The 21,087-nt window shown below is 69.1% G+C and carries 21 protein-coding genes and 1 pseudogene; 19 read left to right on the forward strand and 3 right to left on the reverse strand.

What is annotated here, in order from left to right:
• The first annotated feature begins 2 nt into the window (after positions 1–2).
• From lepB (K7G59_RS26700) to K7G59_RS26750, 11 genes and pseudogenes are all read left to right on the forward strand, one after another.
• Entirely contained in the window at positions 3–704 is a 702-nt protein-coding gene (lepB, locus tag K7G59_RS26700; RefSeq protein ID WP_225838538.1) for a signal peptidase I, read from the forward strand.
• A pseudogene (gene lepB / locus K7G59_RS26705) lies at positions 697–1,770 on the forward strand (signal peptidase I); the annotation flags it as partial. The gene lepB (K7G59_RS26700) and the pseudogene lepB (K7G59_RS26705), both read left to right, overlap by 8 nt.
• Positions 1,676–2,704: a signal peptidase I gene (gene lepB, locus K7G59_RS26710; RefSeq protein WP_374114284.1), complete on the forward strand. Its 1,029-nt coding sequence runs from the start codon at positions 1,676–1,678 to the stop codon at positions 2,702–2,704. The pseudogene lepB (K7G59_RS26705) and the gene lepB (K7G59_RS26710), both read left to right, overlap by 95 nt.
• Before the next feature lie 141 nt (positions 2,705–2,845).
• Positions 2,846–3,571: a signal peptidase I gene (gene lepB / locus K7G59_RS26715; protein WP_225838543.1), complete on the forward strand. Its 726-nt coding sequence runs from the start codon at positions 2,846–2,848 to the stop codon at positions 3,569–3,571.
• Positions 3,561–4,085, forward strand: a complete 525-nt coding sequence (locus K7G59_RS26720; protein ID WP_225838545.1) for an NUDIX hydrolase — start codon at positions 3,561–3,563, stop codon at positions 4,083–4,085. Before lepB (K7G59_RS26715) ends, K7G59_RS26720 begins: the two co-directional genes overlap by 11 nt.
• A 75-nt stretch (positions 4,086–4,160) precedes the next feature.
• Complete coding sequence (locus K7G59_RS26725) at positions 4,161–4,469, forward strand: DUF2469 domain-containing protein (protein WP_003965949.1); 309 nt, start codon at positions 4,161–4,163, stop codon at positions 4,467–4,469.
• 88 nt (positions 4,470–4,557) lie between these two features.
• Positions 4,558–4,923, forward strand: a complete 366-nt coding sequence (locus K7G59_RS26730; protein ID WP_263976806.1) for a YraN family protein — start codon at positions 4,558–4,560, stop codon at positions 4,921–4,923.
• A complete protein-coding gene (locus tag K7G59_RS26735) occupies positions 4,924–6,543 on the forward strand; it encodes a YifB family Mg chelatase-like AAA ATPase (protein WP_225838549.1) in 1,620 nt (539 codons plus the stop codon).
• A complete protein-coding gene (gene dprA, locus K7G59_RS26740; RefSeq protein WP_225838552.1) occupies positions 6,540–7,700 on the forward strand; it encodes a DNA-processing protein DprA in 1,161 nt (386 codons plus the stop codon). The genes K7G59_RS26735 and dprA overlap by 4 nt, the downstream gene beginning before the upstream one ends.
• Positions 7,701–8,058: 358 nt before the next feature.
• Complete coding sequence (gene whiG / locus K7G59_RS26745; protein WP_225838554.1) at positions 8,059–8,901, forward strand: RNA polymerase sigma factor WhiG; 843 nt, start codon at positions 8,059–8,061, stop codon at positions 8,899–8,901.
• An 84-nt stretch (positions 8,902–8,985) separates the two neighbouring features.
• On the forward strand, positions 8,986–9,543 hold the full coding sequence (locus K7G59_RS26750; RefSeq protein WP_225838658.1) for a TetR/AcrR family transcriptional regulator: 558 nt from the start codon (positions 8,986–8,988) through the stop codon (positions 9,541–9,543).
• Here the strand turns inward: K7G59_RS26750 and K7G59_RS26755 are convergent.
• The gene (locus K7G59_RS26755) at positions 9,497–10,096 is read right to left on the reverse strand and encodes a peptidoglycan DD-metalloendopeptidase family protein (protein ID WP_374114287.1); all 600 of its coding nucleotides are present in this window, start codon (positions 10,094–10,096) and stop codon (positions 9,497–9,499) included. The two genes, K7G59_RS26750 and K7G59_RS26755, sit on opposite strands and share 47 nt — an antisense overlap.
• 349 nt (positions 10,097–10,445) lie before the next feature.
• Between K7G59_RS26755 and rpsB the strand changes: the two genes are divergently transcribed.
• The 7 genes from rpsB to K7G59_RS26790 all read left to right on the forward strand — a co-directional run bounded on the left by rpsB (position 10,446) and on the right by K7G59_RS26790 (position 16,656).
• Positions 10,446–11,306: a 30S ribosomal protein S2 gene (rpsB, locus tag K7G59_RS26760; protein WP_225838558.1), complete on the forward strand. Its 861-nt coding sequence runs from the start codon at positions 10,446–10,448 to the stop codon at positions 11,304–11,306.
• Between the two features lie 225 nt (positions 11,307–11,531).
• Positions 11,532–12,368 carry a translation elongation factor Ts gene (gene tsf, locus K7G59_RS26765; protein ID WP_225838561.1) on the forward strand — a complete coding sequence of 279 codons (837 nt, stop codon included), beginning with the start codon at positions 11,532–11,534 and terminating at the stop codon, positions 12,366–12,368.
• A 203-nt stretch (positions 12,369–12,571) separates the two neighbouring features.
• Positions 12,572–13,330, forward strand: coding sequence for a UMP kinase (gene pyrH / locus K7G59_RS26770; RefSeq protein WP_225838563.1), 759 nt, complete (start codon positions 12,572–12,574; stop codon positions 13,328–13,330).
• Positions 13,331–13,514: 184 nt separating this feature from the next.
• Positions 13,515–14,072 carry a ribosome recycling factor gene (gene frr, locus K7G59_RS26775; RefSeq protein WP_225838566.1) on the forward strand — a complete coding sequence of 186 codons (558 nt, stop codon included), beginning with the start codon at positions 13,515–13,517 and terminating at the stop codon, positions 14,070–14,072.
• Positions 14,072–15,289: a phosphatidate cytidylyltransferase gene (locus K7G59_RS26780; protein WP_225838569.1), complete on the forward strand. Its 1,218-nt coding sequence runs from the start codon at positions 14,072–14,074 to the stop codon at positions 15,287–15,289. Before frr ends, K7G59_RS26780 begins: the two co-directional genes overlap by 1 nt.
• A 259-nt stretch (positions 15,290–15,548) precedes the next feature.
• A complete protein-coding gene (locus K7G59_RS26785) occupies positions 15,549–15,920 on the forward strand; it encodes a hypothetical protein (protein WP_225838571.1) in 372 nt (123 codons plus the stop codon).
• Positions 15,921–16,500: 580 nt separating this feature from the next.
• Entirely contained in the window at positions 16,501–16,656 is a 156-nt protein-coding gene (locus K7G59_RS26790) for a hypothetical protein (RefSeq protein WP_225838573.1), read from the forward strand.
• Positions 16,657–16,734: 78 nt separating this feature from the next.
• On the opposite strand, the gene K7G59_RS26795 is transcribed toward K7G59_RS26790, so the two are convergent.
• Together K7G59_RS26795 and K7G59_RS26800 are read right to left on the reverse strand one after the other, a co-directional pair.
• Entirely contained in the window at positions 16,735–17,517 is a 783-nt protein-coding gene (locus tag K7G59_RS26795) for a BTAD domain-containing putative transcriptional regulator (RefSeq protein ID WP_225838574.1), read from the reverse strand.
• 606 nt (positions 17,518–18,123) lie between these two features.
• Entirely contained in the window at positions 18,124–19,056 is a 933-nt protein-coding gene (locus K7G59_RS26800) for an acyl-ACP desaturase (protein WP_225838576.1), read from the reverse strand.
• Positions 19,057–19,390: 334 nt separating this feature from the next.
• Here K7G59_RS26800 and ctaD point away from each other — a divergent pair, with 334 nt between their 5' ends.
• Positions 19,391–21,085: a cytochrome c oxidase subunit I gene (gene ctaD / locus K7G59_RS26805; protein WP_263976826.1), complete on the forward strand. Its 1,695-nt coding sequence runs from the start codon at positions 19,391–19,393 to the stop codon at positions 21,083–21,085.
• Positions 21,086–21,087 lie beyond the last annotated feature (2 nt).

The raw sequence follows: 21,087 nt of genomic DNA on the forward strand, positions 1-21,087 counted from the left end.
CGATGGACACCGAAGCACAGCCTACGGAACGCGACCGCTCCTCCCACCCCGGAACTCCGGGGGCGGAGGGACGGTCGCGTTTCGCGTTCCCGGCACGGATCGCCGACCGGCTGCCGGGCGGCCGGGTCACCCTCACCCTCTTCGCCTGCCTGGCCTTCCTGCTGCTCCTCAACGCCTTCGTGGTACAGCCGTTCCAGATCCCGAGCGGATCCATGGAGCGGGGATTGAGAATCGGGGACCGCGTTCTCGTGAACAAGCTGGCGTACCGCTTCGGGGCCCAGCCGCGCCGCGGCGACGTGGTGGTGTTCGACGGCACCGGCTATTTCGGGCACGGCGACTACGTCAAGCGCGTTGTAGGGGTGGGGGGAGACCATGTCGTCTGCTGCGACAAGGAGGGCAGGATGAAGGTGAACGGCCGCGCCGTCGACGAGTCGGCGTTCCTGTTCCCCGGGGACAGTCCGTCCAGCGTGCCCTTCGACGTGGTGGTACCCGAGGGGCACCTGTTCCTGCTCGGCGACCACCGCGCCGACTCCAGCGACTCGCGCGACCACCTCGGTTCGCCCGGCGGTGGCATGATCCCGGTCGGCGATGTGATCGGCCGGGCGGACTGGATCGTGTGGCCGTACGCGCACTGGACGCACCTGACCCGCCCGTCCACCTACGCGCACGTGCCCGCTGCCCTCCCGGCAGGCGCCCATGGGTAATCGCGGCAAGCCGCGCGGGGCGCCCGGCACACCCGCCGACCAACTGCTGCCCACCGGGACCCGCCGCACCTCCGCAGCGGGCACCGGCCGTACACGCACGGAGCGCCGCAAACTGCAGCGCAAGGTCAAGCGGAAGCGCCGTCGTTCAGCCGTTCGTGAGATTCCGCTGCTGATCGGCGTAGCCGTCCTCATAGCGCTGGTCCTCAAGACCTTCCTCGTCCAGGCGTTCGTGATCCCGTCCGGCTCCATGGAGCAGACGATCCGGATCGGTGACCGCGTCCTGGTCGACAAGCTGACCCCGTGGTTCGGCTCCGGGCCCGAGCGCGGGGACGTCGTCGTCTTCCACGACCCGGGCGGCTGGCTGAAGGACGAGCAGACCGCGAAGAAGCACGAGCCGGTCGTCGTCAAACAGCTCAAAGAAGGCCTCACCTTCATCGGTCTGCTGCCCTCCGACAACGAGAAAGACCTGATCAAACGGGTCATCGGGGTCGGCGGCGACCACGTCAAGTGCTGCGACGCCAAGGGGCGCGTCACCGTCAACGGCGTACCGCTGGCGGAGGGCGACTACCTGTACCCGGGCACCTCCCCGGCCTCCACCCCGTTCGACATCACCGTCCCCAAGGGCCGGCTGTGGGTGATGGGCGACCACCGCGAGGACTCCGCGGACTCCCGCGCCCACCAGGACACTCCCTACGGCGGCACCGTCTCCGAGGATTCCGTGATCGGCCGGGCCATGGTGATCGGCTGGCCCATCGGCCACTGGACGCGCCTGAAAGAACCTAAAACCTTCGCAAGCGTGGTGAACTCCGTGTCGGGATCGGCTGTCGGTCCCCGGCCGTCGCATAGGGTTGCCCCCGACGATCCGAACGCAAAGGACCGGCTCCCGACCCCTGCGGAACTCCCGCTCGTTATGGGAGTGGTGGGCTTGCACCGGCTATCGGGCAGGCGGTGGCACAGAGTAAGGAGTTGGCGTGGGGGATGTGGCGGTTGGCGCACGGTCGGGACACGACGGCGAGGAGCACCGCGGGCACCCCGGGGAAGTGAACGATTCCGCCCCGGAGGGCGCGGCGACACCGGGGTACCGAGAGACCATGGGAACTATGGGGAGCACAGGCAACGGCTCCGCGGCGGCCGACGACGGCCGGCCGGACGGCGAGCCGCAGGACCAGACTCAGGACCCCACTGACGAGGCCGGGGCGGACGACGACGCCGGTCGGCCGAAGAAGCAGCGCTCCTTCTGGAAGGAACTGCCGATCCTGATCGGCATCGCGCTCGTGCTGGCGCTGCTGATCAAGACCTTCCTGGTGCAGGCGTTCTCGATCCCCTCCGACTCGATGCAGAACACCCTCCAGCGGGGTGACCGCGTCCTGGTCGACAAGCTCACCCCGTGGTTCGGCTCCAAGCCCGAGCGTGGCGAGGTCGTCGTCTTCCATGACCCGGACAACTGGCTTGCGGGTGAGCCGACGCCCCACCCGAACCCCGTGCAGAAGGTCCTCAGCTGGATCGGCCTGATGCCGTCCGCGGATGAGAAGGACCTGATCAAGCGGGTCATCGGGGTCGGCGGCGACACCGTCGAGTGCAAGAACACCGGTCCGCTGATCGTGAACGGCAAGGCACTGAACGAGCCGTACGTCTACGCCGGCAACACGCCGTGCAGCGACGACGGCAGCGGCCAGTTCAAGGTCACGGTCCCCCAGGGCTACATCTGGGTCATGGGCGACCATCGCCAGAACTCGAGTGACTCGCGCTACCACCAGCAGGACAAGAACCACGGCATGGTCCCTGTCGACAAGGTCGTCGGCCGCGCCATCGTCAAGGCATGGCCGATCAACCGCTGGGGCACGCTCCCAGTCCCGGGCACCTTCGACCAGCCGGGCCTCGGCCAGCAGTCCACGGCGGCGGTGTCCCTGTCGGTCGCACCGGGGGGCGTCGCCGTGGCGGCCGTGCTTCCGGTGGCGGTGTGGCGGCGGAGGCGTGCGGTGAAGGCGACGCGAGACTGAACCGGGTGGCGAGGGCGGCTCGGGACCGAGCGGGAACCGCGCAGTACTGAGCGGGAGCGGCGCAGGAGTGAGGCGGTGCCGCCCGCTCGCGACAGCCGGTGGGTGGGCAAGGCCCCCTACTCCCGGGTAGGGTCCCGGTCCATGAGTGGTGAGAGCAGGATGGGCCACCGGCTGTCCGGTCTGGCCGTGGCGCTGGGCCTGGTGCTGTTCCTCGGCGGATTCGCGTGGGGAGCGGTGGTCTACCGGCCGTACACGGTGCCGACCAGCTCGATGACCCCGACGATCGGCGCGGGCGACCGGGTGCTGGCCGAGCGCGTCGACGGCGACGAGGTCAAGCGCGGTGACGTGGTCGTCTTCCGTGACAAGAGCTGGGTCACCGACGCGGACGTGGTCAAGCGCGTGGTCGCGGTCGGCGGTGACACGGTCTCCTGTTGCACCGACGGCAAGCTGACCGTCAACGGGAAGCAGATCGACGAGCCGTACCTGACCAAGGGCAGCCTGGCGGAGATCAAGAACTTCCCGACGGTCACCGTCCCCAAGGGCCGCCTGTTCCTCCTCGGTGACGAACGCCAGGGCTCCCTGGACTCCACCGCCCACCTCACGGACGCGGCCGGCGGCACGGTCTCCCGCAACGCGGTGTCCGCACGTGTCGACGCCGTCGTCTGGCCCATGAAGGGCATGCTCAAGCGCCCCACCGGCTTCGAGTCCCTGGGCGCGCTGTCCCAGCCGGGTCCGCTGCGCACCCTCGAGCTGCTGGTCGTCACCGGCGCCGTCCTGGTCCTCGTCGGAGGCGCCTACGGCCCGGTCGCGAGCCGTCTGGGCCGCTCGCGGGCCCATACCCGTCCGGAGGCGGCAGGTGCCCGCTGAGACCACGCAGCCCGGCCAGAACGCCTATGAGGGCGGTCTGCGCAAGGTGGCGCGGGTGGTCCTGCTCGATCCCGAGGACCGCATCCTCCTGCTCCACGGCCACGAGCCGGACGACCCCGCCGACAACTGGTGGTTCACCCCGGGCGGCGGTCTGGAGGGCGCCGAGACCCGTGAGCAGGCCGCCCTGCGGGAACTCGCCGAGGAGACCGGCATCACCGACGTCGAACTCGGTCCGGTGCTGTGGCGGCGCAGGTGCTCCTTCCCGTTCGCGGGCCGCCGCTGGGACCAGGACGAGTGGTACTACCTGGCCCGTACGACCCAGACGGCGACTGTCGCGACGGGCCTGACGGAGCTGGAGCGGCGCAGTGTCGCCGGAGCGCGTTGGTGGACGTGCCGGGAACTGACCCGTGCGCATGAGACGGTGTACCCGACCAGACTCGCCGGGCTGCTGCGCACGCTGCTCGACGAAGGTCCCCCGGCCAGTCCCCTGATCCTCGACCCGGAAATCGTCTAGCGACCCGGAAATCGCCTGAAGGCCCGTCGGACTGGCGCACAATGGGGGGATCGCACGGCTGAAGGGGAACATGCCATGAGCGCCGAGGACCTCGAGAAGTACGAGACCGAGATGGAGCTGAAGCTCTACCGGGAGTACCGCGATGTCGTCGGTCTGTTCAAATACGTGATCGAGACCGAACGGCGCTTCTACCTCACCAATGACTACGAGATGCAGGTGCACTCCGTCCAGGGCGAGGTGTTCTTCGAGGTGTCCATGGCCGATGCCTGGGTCTGGGACATGTACCGGCCGGCCCGTTTCGTCAAGCAGGTGCGGGTACTCACGTTCAAGGACGTGAACATCGAGGAGTTGAACAAGAGTGATCTGGAGCTCCCGGGCGGGTGACGGGGTTTTCCACAACCGCTGAGTAGTCCACCAAGATCCACTCGGTTGGGCGGGATGCGTGACGGTTGGCGCCGGAGGTGGTGCCGACATGAACAACGCACGCGGTGCACTCGGCAGGTACGGCGAGAGCCTGGCCGCACGGCGGCTGGCCGAGGCCGGAATGACGGTCCTGGAGCGCAACTGGCGCTGCGGCAGGACCGGTGAGATCGACATCGTGGCCAGGGACGGCGACGTCCTGGTGGTCTGTGAGGTCAAGACCCGCAGGGGTGGTGCCTTCGAGCATCCGATGGCCGCGGTCACACCCGGGAAGGCCGAACGGCTGCGGGGCCTGGCCGAACGCTGGATCCACACCCACGGAGGAGCCCCACCCGGAGGCGTCCGCATCGACCTGGTCGGCGTCCTTCTGCCCCGCCGCGGTGCCCCGGCCGTCGAACACGTGCGGGGGGTGGCCTGAATGGGATTCGCCCGTACGTGTTCAGTGGCGCTGGTGGGCGTCGAGGGCGTGGTCGTGGAGGTCCAGGCCGACCTGGAACCAGGCGTCGCGGCCTTCACCCTGGTAGGCCTCCCGGACAAGAGCCTGACGGAAAGCCGGGACCGGGTTCGCGCGGCGGTGGTGAACTCGGGCGGCGAGTGGCCGCAGAAGAAGCTCACCGTCGGTCTCAGCCCGGCGTCGGTGCCCAAGGCGGGTTCCGGCTTCGACCTGGCCGTGGCCTGCGCGGTGCTCGGTGCCGCCGAACGGATCGATCCCAGGGTCCTGGCCGACATCGTCATGATCGGAGAACTCGGGCTCGACGGCCGGGTGCGGCCGGTACGAGGCATCCTGCCCGCGGTGCTGGCCGCCGCCGACGCCGGCTACGACCAGGTGGTCGTGCCGGAATGCGCCGCCGCCGAGGCCTCGCTGGTCCCCGGTGTGTCGGTGCTCGGCGTCCGCAGCCTGCGTCAGCTCGTCGCGATCCTGACCGATGAACCCGTCCCCGAGGAGGAACGGCACGAGCAGGGACGCCCGGACCCCCTCCTGGCCGGCCTGCGAGTGCCCGGCACGGGAGCGGCCACCGGCATGCACAGCACCGGGGCCGCGCAACACGATCACGATCTGGCCGACGTCGTGGGCCAGCCCGCAGCCCGTACGGCCGTGGAGGTGGCGGCGGCCGGCGGACACCACCTGTTCCTGGAGGGGCCGCCCGGCGCGGGCAAGACCATGCTCGCGGAGCGACTGCCCGCCGTCCTGCCCCGCCTGAGCAGGGAGGAGTCCCTGGAGGTCACGGCCGTCCACTCGGTGGCCGGGCTGCTGCCCCCGGGCAAGCCCCTGATCGACATCGCGCCCTACTGCGCCCCGCACCACTCGGCCACGATGCAGTCTCTCGTCGGCGGCGGCCCCGGTGTCGCACGCCCCGGAGCCGTCTCCCTCGCCCACCGGGGCGTGCTGTTCCTGGACGAGGCACCCGAGTTTCACGGTCAGGTCCTCGACGCCCTGCGACAGCCTCTGGAGGCGGGGCACGTCGTGATCGCGCGCAGCGCGGGCGTGGTGCGGTTCCCGGCGAGGTTCCTGATGGTCCTCGCGGCCAACCCCTGCCCCTGCGGGCGCTTCTCGCAGCGCGACGCACTGTGCGACTGCGCGCCGTCGGCGATCCGCCGGTACCAGACCCGGCTGTCCGGCCCGCTGCTCGACCGAGTCGACCTGCGGGTCGAGGTCGACCCCGTCAGCCGGGCCCAGCTCACCGCACCCGGCGCCCGGGGAGAGTCCACCGCCACTGTCGCCGACCGGGTCAGGCAGGCCAGGCAACGCACGGCCGCCCGGCTGGCCGGCACTCCCTGGCGCACCAACAGCGAAGTGCCCGGACGGGAACTGCGCAGCCGCTTCCGCGCCGTGCCCGGCGCGATGGACCAGGCCGAGCGCAACCTGGAGCGCGGGGTGCTCACGGCCCGCGGCATCGACCGGGTCCTGCGCGTCGCCTGGACCGTCGCGGACCTCGTCGGACACGACCGCCCGGACACCACCGACGTCGCCCTGGCCCTGCAACTGCGCACCGGGGTTCCGCGGGGCGTGCCCATGGCGATCGGGGCACTGGCATGACCACAGCGGGACCGCCGGACGAGGACCTGCTCGGACGGGTGTTTCTGTCCCGGGTCGTGGAGCCGGGGGACGAGGTCGGTGGACGGTGGGTGCGGGAGTACGGGGTCGAGGAGGTGGTGCGGCGGCTGCGGAGGGGCGGCAGGGCCCTGCCGGGGACGAGCGGGGCCCGGTGGGCGGGGCTTGTCGCTCGGGCCCGGGGGGCCGAGCCCGAGCGGGATCTCGCGGTGGCGCGGGCCGCCGGGGTGCGGTTCGTCCCTCCGGGGGACGGGGAGTGGCCCGGACAGCTGGACGACCTCGGAGACGCCCGACCCATCGGGCTGTGGGTACGGGGGCGGCCCAGCCTGCGGATGTGGGCGCTCAGGTCCGTCTCCGTCGTCGGCGCCCGCGCCTGCACCGAGTACGGCACGCACATGGCGGCCACCCTCGCCTCCGGCCTCGCCGAGCGCGGGTGGGTGGTGGTTTCAGGGGGCGCGTACGGGATCGACGGCGCCGCCCATCGGGGTGCGCTGGCCGCCGGCGGAGCCACCGTCGCCGTCCTGGCCTGCGGCGTCGACCGGCCCTACCCGCGCGGCCACGCCGCGCTGATCGACAGGATCGCGGAACAGGGCATGGTGTTGGGCGAGTTGCCGCCCGGCGATCACCCGACGCCGAGCCGGTTCATCCTCCGGAACCGGGTGATCGCCGCCCTCACCCGGGGCACCGTCGTCGTGGAGGCAGCCTTCCGCAGCGGCTCCCTGGTCACCGCACGGGCTGCCCAGCGTCTCGGACGCTTCACCATGGGCGTGCCCGGCCCTGCCACCAGCGCCCTCTCCGCCGGCGTGCACGAACTGCTGCGCGGGGAGGCCACCATGGTCACCGACGCCGCGGAGGTCGTCGAACTCGTCGGCGCCATGGGCGAGCTCGCACCGGCGCGGCGGGGTCCCGTCCTCCCACGCGATCTGCTGGCACCGGCGGCCCGGACCGTCCTCGCCGCCCTGCCCGGGAACCGGGCGGCCCCCGCCCGGGAGATCGCGCTGGAGGCGCGGACCACCACGGACGAGACCATCGCGAGACTGTACGAACTCCGAGCACTTGGTTACGTCGAACGACACGGCGATGGCTGGAAGTTGACACGCCAGGCGCTGACGTCGGTCCGGGGAGGTCACCGCCCACGCTGACCGAGCGTGTTCGGCCGTCCGGGGGAGCCCCGTACGCCCTTGGGAATGGGCGGAGTTGATGGACTCGTCCGTCACACAGAGCGACACCTGGGGAGCGTCGGCGTGGACCGCCGAAGAGCTTCGCGTGCGGGTGGAGCCTTGCCCTTCGCACACCGCGACACCTCAGTCACGCTACGCTCACGAAGACCTCGGTGCAGAACGCGCCAACCCGACATCAGACCGACAGCTCCCAGGTGGTCCACTTCGCCACACGACCCCGCAGCCTCCCCCTTCTCCCCCCTTCTCCCCCCTTCACAGCACTCCGAAGCACTCCGAAGCAGTTCACGGCACTTCACGGCAGAACGGCACAAGGCGACGAATGCCCCAGCACACCTCCGGGTCCGACCGGGCGGCGATCCCCCCAGCCGCCCGCGACGGTGGCAGCGTGCGGCCGCCCGCTCCCTCGACGCTCGACGAGCTGTGGCGGTCGTACAAGGCGACGGGGGACGACCGGCTGCGGGAGCAGTTGATCCTGCACTACTCGCCGCTCGTCAAATACGTGGCGGGCCGGGTGAGCGTCGGCCTGCCGCCCAATGTGGAGCAGGCGGACTTCGTGTCCTCCGGGGTGTTCGGACTGATCGACGCGATCGAGAAGTTCGACATCGACCGGGAGATCAAGTTCGAGACGTACGCGATCACCCGGATCCGCGGCGCGATGATCGACGAGCTGCGGGCGCTGGACTGGATTCCGCGTTCGGTGCGGCAGAAGGCCCGCAACGTGGAGCGGGCCTACGCGACCCTGGAAGCGCGGCTGCGACGGACGCCGAGCGAGGCGGAGGTCGCCGCCGAACTGGGCATGGAGGTCGAGGAACTCCATGCCATTTTCAGCCAGTTGTCGCTGGCCAACGTCGTCGCCCTGGAAGAGCTGCTGCATGTCGGCGGCGAGGGCGGAGAGCGGCTCAGTCTCATGGACACGCTGGAGGACACCGCCGCCGACAACCCGGTCGAGGTGGCCGAGGACCGGGAGCTGCGGCGGTTCCTGGCGCGGGCGATCAACACGCTGCCCGACCGGGAGAAGACCGTCGTCACCCTGTACTACTACGAAGGGCTCACCCTCGCCGAGATCGGCAATGTGCTCGGGGTCACCGAGAGCCGGGTCAGCCAGATCCACACCAAGTCGGTGCTGCAGCTGCGGGCCAAGCTGGCCGGCTTCGGACGCTGAGCGCGCCCACGGCGCTGCGTCGTCTCCCGTTCGTGGGGGCGCGTCCGTAAAGTGGTTGACGTGCCAAGGATTCGAGCGGCCTCCGTGGCCGAGCACCGGTCGATGCAGCGAGCCGCCCTGTTGGACGCGGCTCGGTGCCTGCTGTCCGAGGGCGGGACGGAAGCACTGACATTTCCCGCGCTGGCCGAACGGACGGGGCTGGCGCGGTCGTCCGTGTACGAGTACTTCCGCTCTCGGGCGGCCGTCGTCGAAGAGCTGTGCAAGGTCGACTTCCCCGTGTGGGCGGCCGAGGTCGCGGCGGCCATGGAGCGGGCGGAGTCAGCCGAGGGCAAGGTCGAGGCGTATGTGCGCCAGCAGCTGGCTCTGGTCGGGGACCGGCGGCACCGGGCCGTCGTCGCGATCTCGGCGAGCGAGCTGGACGCCGGGGCTCGGGAGAAGATCCGGGCGGCCCACGGGGGGCTCGTGACGATGGTCGTCGAGGCACTCCAGGAGATGGGGCACGAGCAGCCACGGCTGGCGGCGCTGCTGCTGCAGGGGATCGTGGACGCGGCGGTGCGGCGGATCGAACTGGGGGCGGCGGAGGATCCCGCGGTGATCACGGGCGCGGCGGTGACGATGGCTCTGCGGGGTGTGCGCGGCTGAGCACGGCCGGGCCCGGGACGGGCACCGCCGCCCGCGGCCGGGCCGGCACCCCCAGCACCGGCAGCAGTCTCGACGGCCCAGGGTGCAGCAGCCACGGGGGCAGCAAGGTGAGCGGGTCCAGGTACGTCTCGCCCCGGCGCAGGCCCCAGTGCACGCACGTCGTCGTGGCGCAGTGCGAGCCCGTCGGCTCCACCGCGCCCACCACCCCGCCCGCTCCCACCCTGTCCCCCTTCCGTACCGATGGGCGCACCGGCTCGTACGTAGTCCGTAGATCCGTGCCCGCCAGCTCCACCGACACCACGCCGCGGCCCGCCACACGGCCCGCGAACGTCACCCGGCCGGCGGCGACCGCGTGTACCCGGGCGCCGGGCGGGGCCGCCAGGTCGACGCCCCGGTGCCCCGGCCCGTAGACGGTCGCCGGCGGTTGCCAGCCCCGCAGCACCACCGGCCGGCTGCCCACCGGCCAGGCGCGGCCGATGGCCGGAACCGGTGCCTGGCGGGCGGGCGGGGACTGGGGCGGCGGGGGGTCCGCCCAGGCCAGGGGAGCCAGCATCGCCACCGTCGCGGCCGGCAGCAGACCCGCCCACCAGGCCGCGCACCGCATCAGTCGTCGCATCGCTCGTCGCATGCGGAAACCCTCCCGCACCTGCGCCGATCATGGCCGGGACCTGTGGACAACTCCCCGGTTGTGGACAGCGGCGTCACCCGGGGCCCCGGCGGTCCCGTACACTTCTTCTGGCGATCCGGGTCACCGGGTCGACTTCGCACGCCCCGGTACGGCTTCCGGCAACGGTTCGTACCAAGCGCCCCTCGGTCCCTCGCGGCACGGCGCATACCGGGCGTCAGGCGCGTCCGCCGTCCGGCGGACGCGGCACAACCGAGAAACTCAAGGAGATACGGCCATGGCCGTCGTCACGATGCGGGAGCTGCTGGAGAGCGGCGTCCACTTCGGTCACCAGACCCGTCGCTGGAACCCGAAGATGAAGCGCTTCATCTTCACCGAGCGCAACGGCATCTACATCATTGACCTGCTCCAGTCGCTGTCGTACATCGACCGCGCCTACGAGTTCGTCAAGGAGACCGTCGCCCACGGCGGCACGGTCATGTTCGTCGGCACGAAGAAGCAGGCGCAGGAGGCCATCGCCGAGCAGGCCACCCGCGTCGGCATGCCCTACGTCAACCAGCGCTGGCTGGGCGGCATGCTCACCAACTTCTCGACCGTCTACAAGCGTCTGCAGCGCCTGAAGGAGCTTGAGCAGATCGACTTCGAGGACGTCGCGTCCTCCGGTCTGACCAAGAAGGAGCTGCTGGTCCTCTCCCGCGAGAAGGCCAAGCTGGAGAAGACCCTCGGCGGTATCCGCGAGATGCAGAAGGTGCCCAGCGCCGTCTGGATCGTGGACACCAAGAAGGAGCACATCGCCGTTGGTGAGGCCCGGAAGCTGAACATCCCGGTCGTCGCGATCCTCGACACCAACTGCGACCCCGACGAGGTCGACTACAAGATCCCGGGCAACGACGACGCGATCCGCTCCGTCACCCTGCTCACCCGCGTGATCGCCGACGCCGTCGCCGAGGGCCTCATCGCCCGCTCGGGCGTCGCCGCCGAGGGCAAGGGAGAGAAGGCCGCGGGCGAGCCGCTCGCCGAGTGGGAGCGCGACCTGCTCGAGGGCGAGAAGAAGGCTGAGGAGGCTCCGGCCGCCGAGGCTCCGGCCGCCGAGGCCGCCCCCGCCGAGGCTCCGGCCGCCGAGGGCGAGCAGGCCTGATCGTCAGCGTTGACGGCGGGGGCGGCGACATGAAGTCCGCCCCCGCTGTTCACCCGTAGGTCGGCAACGAGTCGGCGCGCCACCCGGATCCAACGTCTACATGTGAACCGTAGAAATCATGTGGGCCGTAGCAATACGGAACACGGATACGTGGATCCGGACACGTGGACCGCAGACCGTGCGGATCTGAAGATCTTCCAGACTTCGAGAAAGACTCACAGACTCATGGCGAACTACACCGCCGCCGACGTCAAGAAGCTCCGCGAGCTGACCGGCGCCGGCATGATGGACTGCAAGAAGGCGCTGGACGAGGCCGAGGGCAACGTCGACAAGGCCGTCGAGGCGCTGCGCATCAAGGGCCAGAAGGGCGTCGCCAAGCGCGAGGGCCGCTCCGCCGAGAACGGCGCCGTGGTCTCCATCATCGCCGACGACAACTCCTCCGGCGTCCTCGTCGAGCTGAAGTGCGAGACGGACTTCGTCGCCAAGGGCGAGAAGTTCCAGGCCGTCGCCAACAAGATCGCCGAGCACGTCGCCGCGACCTCCCCGGCCGACATCGAGGCCCTGCTCGCCTCCGAGATCGAGCCCGGCAAGACCGTCCAGGCGTTCGTGGACGAGGCCAACGCCAACCTCGGCGAGAAGATCGTCCTGGACCGCTTCGCGCAGTACTCCGACGGCTTCGTGCTCGCCTACATGCACCGCACGATGCCGGACCTGCCCCCGCAGATCGGTGTCCTCGTCGAGCTCGACAAGCCGAACGCCGAGGTCGCCAAGGGCATCGCGCAGCACATCGCCGCCTTCGCGCCGAAGTTCCTCGCCAAGGAGGACGTGCCGGCCGAGGTCGTCGAGTCCGAGCGCCGCATCGCCGAGGAGACCACCCGCGCCGAGGGCAAGCCCGAGGCCGCGATCGCCAAGATCGTCGAAGGTCGTCTGAACGGTTTCTTCAAGGACGCCACGCTGCTCGGTCAGCCGTACGCGCTGGACAACAAGAAGTCGGTCCAGAAGGTCCTGGACGAGGCCGGTGTCACCCTGAAGCGCTTCACGCGCATCAAGGTCGGCATCTGAGTCCGTACCGCGATCGACGCGCGACCCGTGAGCAGTTCTCGATAGGGTCGACAGCAGTCGTCCGCACACACCGCCACACCCCGGCACGTGGCGGACGGCAGCAGATCTGACGAGGAGGCCATTGCCGCGCATGGGAGCGAACAGCGACCCGACCGGCAGTGGCCTTCTTCGTATGTGCAACACGTGAAAGAGGCGGGATCTCCATGACCACCAAGGCCCAGAAGAGCGACGACGGCAAAGTACACGGCCGGTTTCTGCTGAAGCTGTCCGGAGAGGCCTTCTCCGGTGGCGGGGGCCTGGGCGTGGACCCCGACGTGGTGCACAAGATCGCCCGTGAGATCGCGGCCGTCGTGCGCGACGGGGCGCAGGTCGCCGTCGTCATCGGCGGCGGCAACTTCTTCCGCGGCGCCGAACTCCAGCAGCGCGGCATGGACCGCGCCCGCTCCGACTACATGGGCATGCTCGGCACCGTGATGAACTGCCTCGCCCTCCAGGACTTCCTGGAGAAGGAGGGCATCGACAGCCGGGTGCAGACCGCCATCACGATGGGCCAGGTCGCCGAGCCCTACATCCCGCTGCGCGCCGTGCGCCACCTGGAGAAGGGCCGCGTGGTCATCTTCGGCGCCGGTATGGGCATGCCGTACTTCTCCACCGACACCACCGCCGCCCAGCGCGCCCTGGAGATCGACGCCGAGGCGCTGCTCATGGGCAAGAACGGCGTGGACGGGGTCTACGACTCCGACCCCAAGGCCAACCCGGACGCCGTCAAGTTCGACGCCCTCAGCTATGGCGAGGTCATCACGCGCGACCTCAAGGTCGCCGACGCCACCGCCATCACGCTGTGCCGTGACAACAAGCTTCCGATCCTCGTGTTCGAACTCCTGGCGGAGGGCAATATCGCCCGGGCCGTCAAGGGTGAGAAGATCGGCACGCTGGTGGGCGACCAGGGCAGCCGGGACTGACCGGCACACCCCCTTCGCCCCGGGTACGACACCTGTCCGAGGGACGGACGGGACGCATCCTGGCCGGAGGATGGACAATGTCCTGCCGGTCGGGAACCGTGCAGGAAGAAGACGCGACGCAGCCGGCCGCCGCCCCGACAAGGAACCGCAGCCGGGCCTTACTCAAGACACGCAGGAGCAAGTGGTGATCGAAGAGACCCTCCTCGAGGCCGAGGAGAAGATGGAGAAGGCCGTCGTGGTCGCCAAGGAGGACTTCGCCGCGATCCGTACCGGCCGTGCGCACCCGGCGATGTTCAACAAGATCGTGGCCGACTACTACGGTGCCCTGACGCCGATCAACCAGCTGGCTTCGTTCTCCGTGCCGGAGCCGCGCATGGCGGTCGTGACGCCGTTCGACAAGAGCGCGCTGCGCAACATCGAGCAGGCGATCCGCGACTCCGACCTGGGCGTCAACCCCAGCAACGACGGCAACATCATCCGGGTGGTGTTCCCCGAGCTGACCGAGGAGCGCCGCCGCGACTACATCAAGGTCGCCAAGGGCAAGGCGGAGGACTCCAAGGTGTCCATCCGCTCCGTGCGCCGCAAGGCCAAGGACGCCATCGACAAGCTCGTCAAGGACGGCGAGATCGGTGAGGACGAGGGCCGTCGTGCGGAGAAGGAGCTGGACGACACCACCGCCAAGTACGTCGCCCAGGTGGACGAGCTCCTGAAGCACAAGGAAGCAGAGCTGCTCGAAGTCTGATGAGCGACTCTTCCTGGGGGGCGCCGCCACCGGCGGGGCAGGCCGGCTACTGGGGGTCCACCGAGGGTGGGCCTGTCCAGGAGGCTGCCCCGGCGGGACCCGCGTACGATGCGCCCGAGGCGCAGCAGACTCGCCCCATGCCCATCGTGCCCGACGTACCCGCGTATGGCGGAGACCAGGACGACGAACAGGGGGCCGCTCGGCTGGGCGGCCCCCTGTTCCGAGACGAGACGTTCATGCCTGCGCAGGGTCACACACCCGGGCACGGTCACAGCCACGCGCAAGGTCCCGTACCCGCGCACGGTCACACGCCCGAGCAGGGCCACACTCCCGCCTACCGTCCCCGTCAGAATCCGGAGCCCATGCCCGACGCCCCGCAGCCGGCGCCAGCGCCGCAGAAGAAGAGCGCGGGCCGTGACCTGAGCGCGGCCATAGGGGTCGGCGTCGGGCTCGGTGTGGTGATCGTCGCGTCCCTGTTCATCGTCAAGGCCGTGTTCGTCGGCGTGGTCGCCGTCGCCGTGGTCGTGGGCCTGTGGGAGCTGACCAGCAGGCTCCAGGAGCGCAAGGACATCAAGGCGCCGCTCGTGCCGCTCGCGGTGGGCGGCGCGGCGATGGTGGTCGCCGGGTACGTGCGGGGTGCCGAGGGCGCGTGGGTCGCCATGGCGCTGACGGCCCTGGCTGTACTGGTCTGGCGTATGACGGAGCCACCGGAGGGTTACCTCAAGGACGTCACGGCCGGTGTCTTCGCCGCGTTCTACGTGCCTTTCCTGGCCACGTTCGTCGCGATGATGCTCACCGCCGACGACGGCCCCTGGCGGGTGCTGACCTTCCTGCTGCTGACGGTCGTCAGCGACACCGGCGCGTACGCCGTCGGCTGGCGCTTCGGCAAGCACAAGCTGGCCCCGCGCATCAGCCCCGGCAAGACCCGCGAGGGCCTGCTCGGCGCGGTGCTGTTCGCCATGATCGCCGGCGCGCTGTGCATGCAGTTCCTGATCGACGACGGCAGTTGGTGGCAGGGCCTCCTGGTGGGCCTCGCGGTCGCGGCCAGCGCGACACTCGGCGACCTCGGCGAGTCCATGATCAAGCGTGACCTGGGCATCAAGGACATGGGCACCTTGCTCCCCGGTCACGGCGGCATCATGGACCGCCTGGACTCGCTGCTGCCGACGGCTCCGGTGGTGTGGCTGCTTCTCGTGATCTTCGTGGGCAGCGGCTGATTCGCACGTCCTCTGCCAACGGCTACGGCTACGGGCCCCACTCCTGTCGGAGGGGGCCCGTTGTCATGCACGACAACAAGCCCCGGGCTCGCCGCGGTTCAAGTGGAATGAGGATCGGGCTAGAGGATGAATGAGTGATCGGGAGGGCCGACACGGGCCTGCCAAGGCATATGAATCCACTCGGCATGTACTTTGAGTGCCCATTCGACTTCAATGCGTAATTGTACCTCGTCATGCAGAGGCACGGAGGGCAGGATTCATGCGCAAGCTCCAGAAGTTCGTGATCACCGCTGTGACGCTTGGAGGTCTGGTAGCGCTGGGCGCGGGAAGCGCCTACGCCGCCGACCACAGGGTGAAGGAGAACAAGGGTTCCCACTCTCTCGGCAAGGTGAATCAGGGCAACCAGGCGGTGGGGGTCGCAGGCGGGGTCAACCAGGTGAACGAGGCGATGGCAATCACCGGCGAGGTGAATCAGGGGAATCAGGCCGTGGGGGTCGCCGGTGACGTCAACCAGGCGAACGAGGCGATCGGAATCATCGGTAAGGCGAATCAGGGGAATCAGGCGGTGGGGGTCGCCGGTGGGGTGAATCAGGGGAATGAGGCGATCGGGATCAGCAGCGGGGCGCGCTAGGGAAGCCGGGGCCGAACATGCCGAACCTGTCGATCGTTTCGGCAACGCGAACCCGCTACGGTCTCGTGGCGGGTTCCGTCGGTTTTGAGGTGGTGCGGGAGAGCGGGCCTCCGTTCCGGCCAGGGGCAGCGGAGGCGTCGAGCGCGCAAGACGGCGCCCACCTGGGGTGACGCGGGACCGCGCAGAGCCGGGGGGCGAGGTGCTCGCCACGAGAGTGCACCGGCCCGTCACGCCGGCGTCACGCGACTGTGATGCCCAGGACTCCACGATGGCTGGTGCAGACAAGCGCACATCCGCTTTCACATGCAAGGAAACCACCATGGTGAGAAACATCCGGCATCGCATACCTCGTCTGATAGGCGCGTCCAGCTTGGTTGCGACGCTTGCTCTCGGGGCAGGGACCGGCACTGCCGCAGCAGCGCATCAGGAGATTTCAAAGCCAAAGGCGTCCCCTGCAGCACCGAACATATGCGGCAAGCCGCCGCATGCGAACTTCTGCCCCCGGGTCCACACGAACCAGGGGAACCAGGCGATCGGTCGCGGTGGGAACACGAACCAGGGGAACCAGGCGATCGGTGGCGTGGGCAACACCAATCAGGGGAACCAGGCGATCGGTGGCGTGGGCAACACCAATCAGGGGAACCAGGCGATCGGTGGCGTGGGCAACACCAATCAGGGGAACCAGGCGATCGGTGGCCTTGGCAACACGAACCAGGGGAACCAGGCGATCGGGTAGCGAACTCCCATCGACAAAGCGAACCCGCCACGGGCAACCGTGGCGGGTTCGCCGACGTTGGGGTGGGTGTGCGCCGGACTACTGCAAATATCCGCCATCGGGGTGTGACTGCCGCAGTTCGGCCACGAGCCGGCGCAGCCGCGGTGTGGGACGGAGTCCCAACTCGCTGCGGAGGAGTCGCGAATAGCGTTCGAAGTGACCCAGAGCCTCGGCCAGGTTGCCTTCCGCCAGGTGGGCGCGGATCAATGAGACCTGGCTGCTCTCCCGTAGCGGATCTGCCTGGACGGCCGTATGAGCGGCCGTCACCGCCCCGGCGAACTGCTCGGCGTCGATGAGTTCTCTCGCCAGTTCCTCGAGGGCATGGAGTCGGAGTTGGCGCCAATGCTCCGCTTCCAGCAAGACCCACTCGTCGTACCAGCCGGGCAGCAGATCGGCGGAGAGTTGGTCGACGGTCGCCGCCTTGAGGTCGAGGTCCTCGGCCGGGACGCGGGGGTCGAGTATGCGCTGGGCCAGCCACCGGGCGTCGTAGAGGTCGACAGTGACCTCCCGCGCGAGGCGTACCTCGCTGGGAGAGACGTCCAGCGCTTTCCGGCCGAGGTCACTCAGGCGTGACAGAGCCGCCCGAAGGTTCGTGTACGCCCTCTGCTCGGACACGTCGGGCCAAAGCCTTCCGGCGATCAAGCCCCGGGGGACAGAGGCGCGGTAGTTGAGTGCGATCAATGCCAGGAGTCGCTTGGAGCCGGCCGGGACTGTCACCGGGACGTCGTCGATCACGAGGTCGAAACCGCCGAGAAGAGCTATGTGTATGGACGGTCGGCTCTTCACGGTCAGAGAAGAGAAAGCGAGATCATCTGAGCTCATGGCTGGGTGATCGCTTAGGGATCGGTCCACCCGGGCGCCTGCCGACGACAGCCCCACCTATGCCCAAGGATTCGCGATCTTCACACCTCCCTACAGATCCATGCTGCTCTATCCACTGAGGGGTGTCTAATCGTCCAAATTGTGTGCATGGGCGTTCTGGGCCGGAGCGGCTGCCCCTATGCAGCGCCGCGTGGATCCTGGACTGGGTCTGTTACCCCGAGTAGATCCACGACGCCCCCTGCCGGCGCTTTCGGCGCGGTCCACGACCTTCCTCGTACGATCGACCAGGTCGCCAGGGGGCAGGAACCGGTTCGGCAGCTCTTGGTGAGGGATTCGTGAGTCTTTCATTGCTCGGCGGTCGGCCGGTTCTGGGGGGAAGAGCTCGGCTGGTGTGCTCGCAGCCCCTTCCGTGGCCACCCATGCCGGACCCGCCGGCGGCCTCGTCCGGCCGGACCCGGTCCGCCGTCGGTATCGACGTCGTTCCCGTCCCGGAACCCGAGACAGCTGGGAGAGGAAGGAGCCGAGGAAGAACGAGGCTCCGACCAGGGAGGCAAGACTGCTGCTGAGGCCCTGACACGCCTCGACCGGGCGCCGCTGCCGGGGGGTTCAGGCCTTCGTCGCAGCGCGGCGGGCGAGGATCGCCGCCCGCCGCTCGTCGAACCGGGTGGCCTGAGCGTCCAACTCGGCCATATGGAGGCCGAGTTCCTCCTGTGCCTTGAGTCCGTCCGGTCCCAGACCGCCGCGCTGCATCACCTTCAGGTGGCGCAGCACCGGCAGAAGTACGTCGTCGTGGTGGACGCGAAGGTTGTAGATGCCGCCGACCGCGATCTCGACCGCGGCGCGTTCGAAGCCGGGCATGCCGTGGCCGGGCATACGGAAGGCGCGCACCACCTCGTTGACCGCCTGCATGGCCTGGTCCGGGGCCAGTTCGAGGGCGGCGTCCAGCAGGTTGCGGTAGAAGATCATGTGCAGGTTCTCGTCGTTGGCGACCTGCGCCAGCATCCGGTCGCAGACCGGGTCGCCGGAGGAGCGGCCGGTGTTGCGATGGGAGATCCGGGTGGCCAGTTCCTGGAAGGCGACATAGGCCACCGTGTGCAGTGGAGAGTGCCGGTTGTCGGAGACGAAACCGCCACACATGTGGGCCATGCGCGCCCGCTCCAGCGCCACCGGGTCCACCGCGCGGGAGGCGAGCAGGTAGTCGCGCAGCACCATCGAGTGGCGGGCCTCCTCAGCGGTCCACTGGTGCACCCAGGTGCCCCATGCCCCGTCCCGGCCGAACAGGGTGGCGATCTCGTGGTGGTAGCTGGGCAGGTTGTCCTCCGTCAGCAGGTTGACCACGAGCGACACCCTGCCCACCTCGGTCAGCGGGGACTGCTCCTTTGACCACGGCTGCCCGTCCAGCGGGCCGACGAAGTTCCGGCCCCGGCTCCAGGGCACGTACTCATGCGGCATCCACTCCCGGAAGACCCGCAGGTGACGGTTGAGCTCCCGCTCGACCACCTCCTCCAGGTCCTTCAGCAGTTCGGCATCGGATCGCATCGGGCGGGTGGTACTCACAGGGCTTCCAACCTTCGGGCACGTCCAGACCTACGGTTCCGTAGGTGACGCCACCGTAGGTTGGCCCGCCCGGACGCGTCTGGGGCCGAAAGACCTATTTCCCGTCGTGCCCTGCCGGCCCGGCTGCCGAAGAGGGGCCGTTGGACCCTACCCGGGGGCCTTGACAGGGCTGTTCGACCCTATCGGGCGGGGGTGACCCGCAGCCGATCATGTGGCGGGCCGGGAAACGCCAGGCCCGTTCCCGCATGCGCGGCGCTTCCCGGCCCGTGTACGACAAGAGCATCTGGGAGGACGCAGTCCGGTGGACGAAGCACATATGGACAAGGTGGGGACCGCGAGGCCGAGAGCCGTGGTCCCCGTGGCCGGGGAGGCCGCCGGGCAGGGCGAGCGAGTGGCGGGCAGACCGTCGTGGGCGGAGTGGCTGACGACCACCGACCACAAGAAGATCGGGACGATGTACCTGGTCACCGCGTTCGCCTTCTTCATCGTCGGTGGCGTGATGGCGCTGCTGATGCGTGCCGAGCTAGCCAGGCCCGGCCTCCAGATCATGTCGAACGAGCAGTTCAACCAGGCATTCACCATGCACGGTTCGATCATGCTGCTGATGTTCGCCATGCCGCTGTTCACCGGCTTCGCCAACTGGATCATGCCGCTGCAGATCGGCGCCCCCGACGTGGCGTTCCCGCGCCTGAACATGCTGGCCTACTGGCTCTTCCTGTTCGGCTCGCTGATCGCGGCCTTCGGCTTCCTGACCCCGGGCGGGGCCGCCGACTTCGGCTGGTTCCTGTACGCCCCGCTGTCCGACGCCGTCCACTCGCCGGGCCTCGGTGCGGACCTGTGGATCATGGGCGTGGCACTGTCCGGTTTCGGCTCGATCGCGGGTGCGGTCAACTTCATCACGACGATCATCTGCATGCGGGCGCCGGGCATGACGATGTTCCGGATGCCGATCTTCACGTGGAATGTGCTGCTGACCGCGCTGCTGGTCCTGATCGTCTTCCCGGTGCTCGCGGCTGCCCTGTTCGCCCTCGAGTGCGACCGCAAGTTCGGTAGCCACATCTTCGATGCGGCGAACGGCGGGGCGCTGTTGTGGCAGCACCTGTTCTGGTTCTTCGGTCATCCCGAGGTGTACATCCTGGCGTTGCCGTTCTTCGGGATCGTCTCCGAGGTGATCCCGGTCTTCTCCCGCAAGCCGATGTTCGGCTTCGTGGAGCTGATCGGCGCGACCATCGCCATCGCGGGCCTGAGCGTGACCGTCTGGGCGCACCACATGTACGTCACCGGGGGCGTGCTGCTGCCGTTCTTCTCCTTCATGACCTTCCTGATCGCGGTGCCGACCGGGGTGAAGTTCTTCAACTGGATCGGCACGATGTGGAAGGGCTCGCTGTCCTTCGAGACGCCGATGCTGTGGACCACCGGGTTCCTGATCACGTTCGTCTTCGGCGGCCTGACCGGCGTGATCCTGGCCTCACCACCGATGGACTTCCACCTCTCCGACTCGTACTTCGTCGTGGCGCACTTCCACTACACGGTCTTCGGCACGGTCGTGTACGCGATGTTCGCCGGATTCCACTTCTGGTGGCCCAAGTTCACCGGCAAGATGCTCGACGAACGCCTCGGCAAGCTCACTTTCTGGACGCTCACGGTCGGCTTCCACCTGACCTTCCTCGTCCAGCACTGGCTGGGCGCCGAGGGCATGCCCCGCCGCTACGCCGACTACCTGGCTTCCGACGGGTTCACCGCCCTCAACACCCTTTCCACGATCGGGTCGTTCCTGCTCGGCCTGTCGATCCTGCCCTTCTTCTACAACGTCTGGAAGACGGCCAAGTACGGCGAGCCGGTCGAGGCCGACGACCCCTGGGGCTACGGCCGCTCCCTGGAGTGGGCGACCTCCTGTCCGCCCCCGCGCCACAACTTCGTCTCGCTTCCCCGCATCCGCAGCGAGTCCCCGGCCTTCGACCTGCACCACCCGGAGATAGCCGCACTCGAACTCGAAGAGACGACGAGGTAGAC

Source organism: Streptomyces sp. NK08204 (assembly GCF_020400585.1).
Classification (GTDB): Bacteria; Actinomycetota; Actinomycetes; order Streptomycetales; family Streptomycetaceae; genus Streptomyces.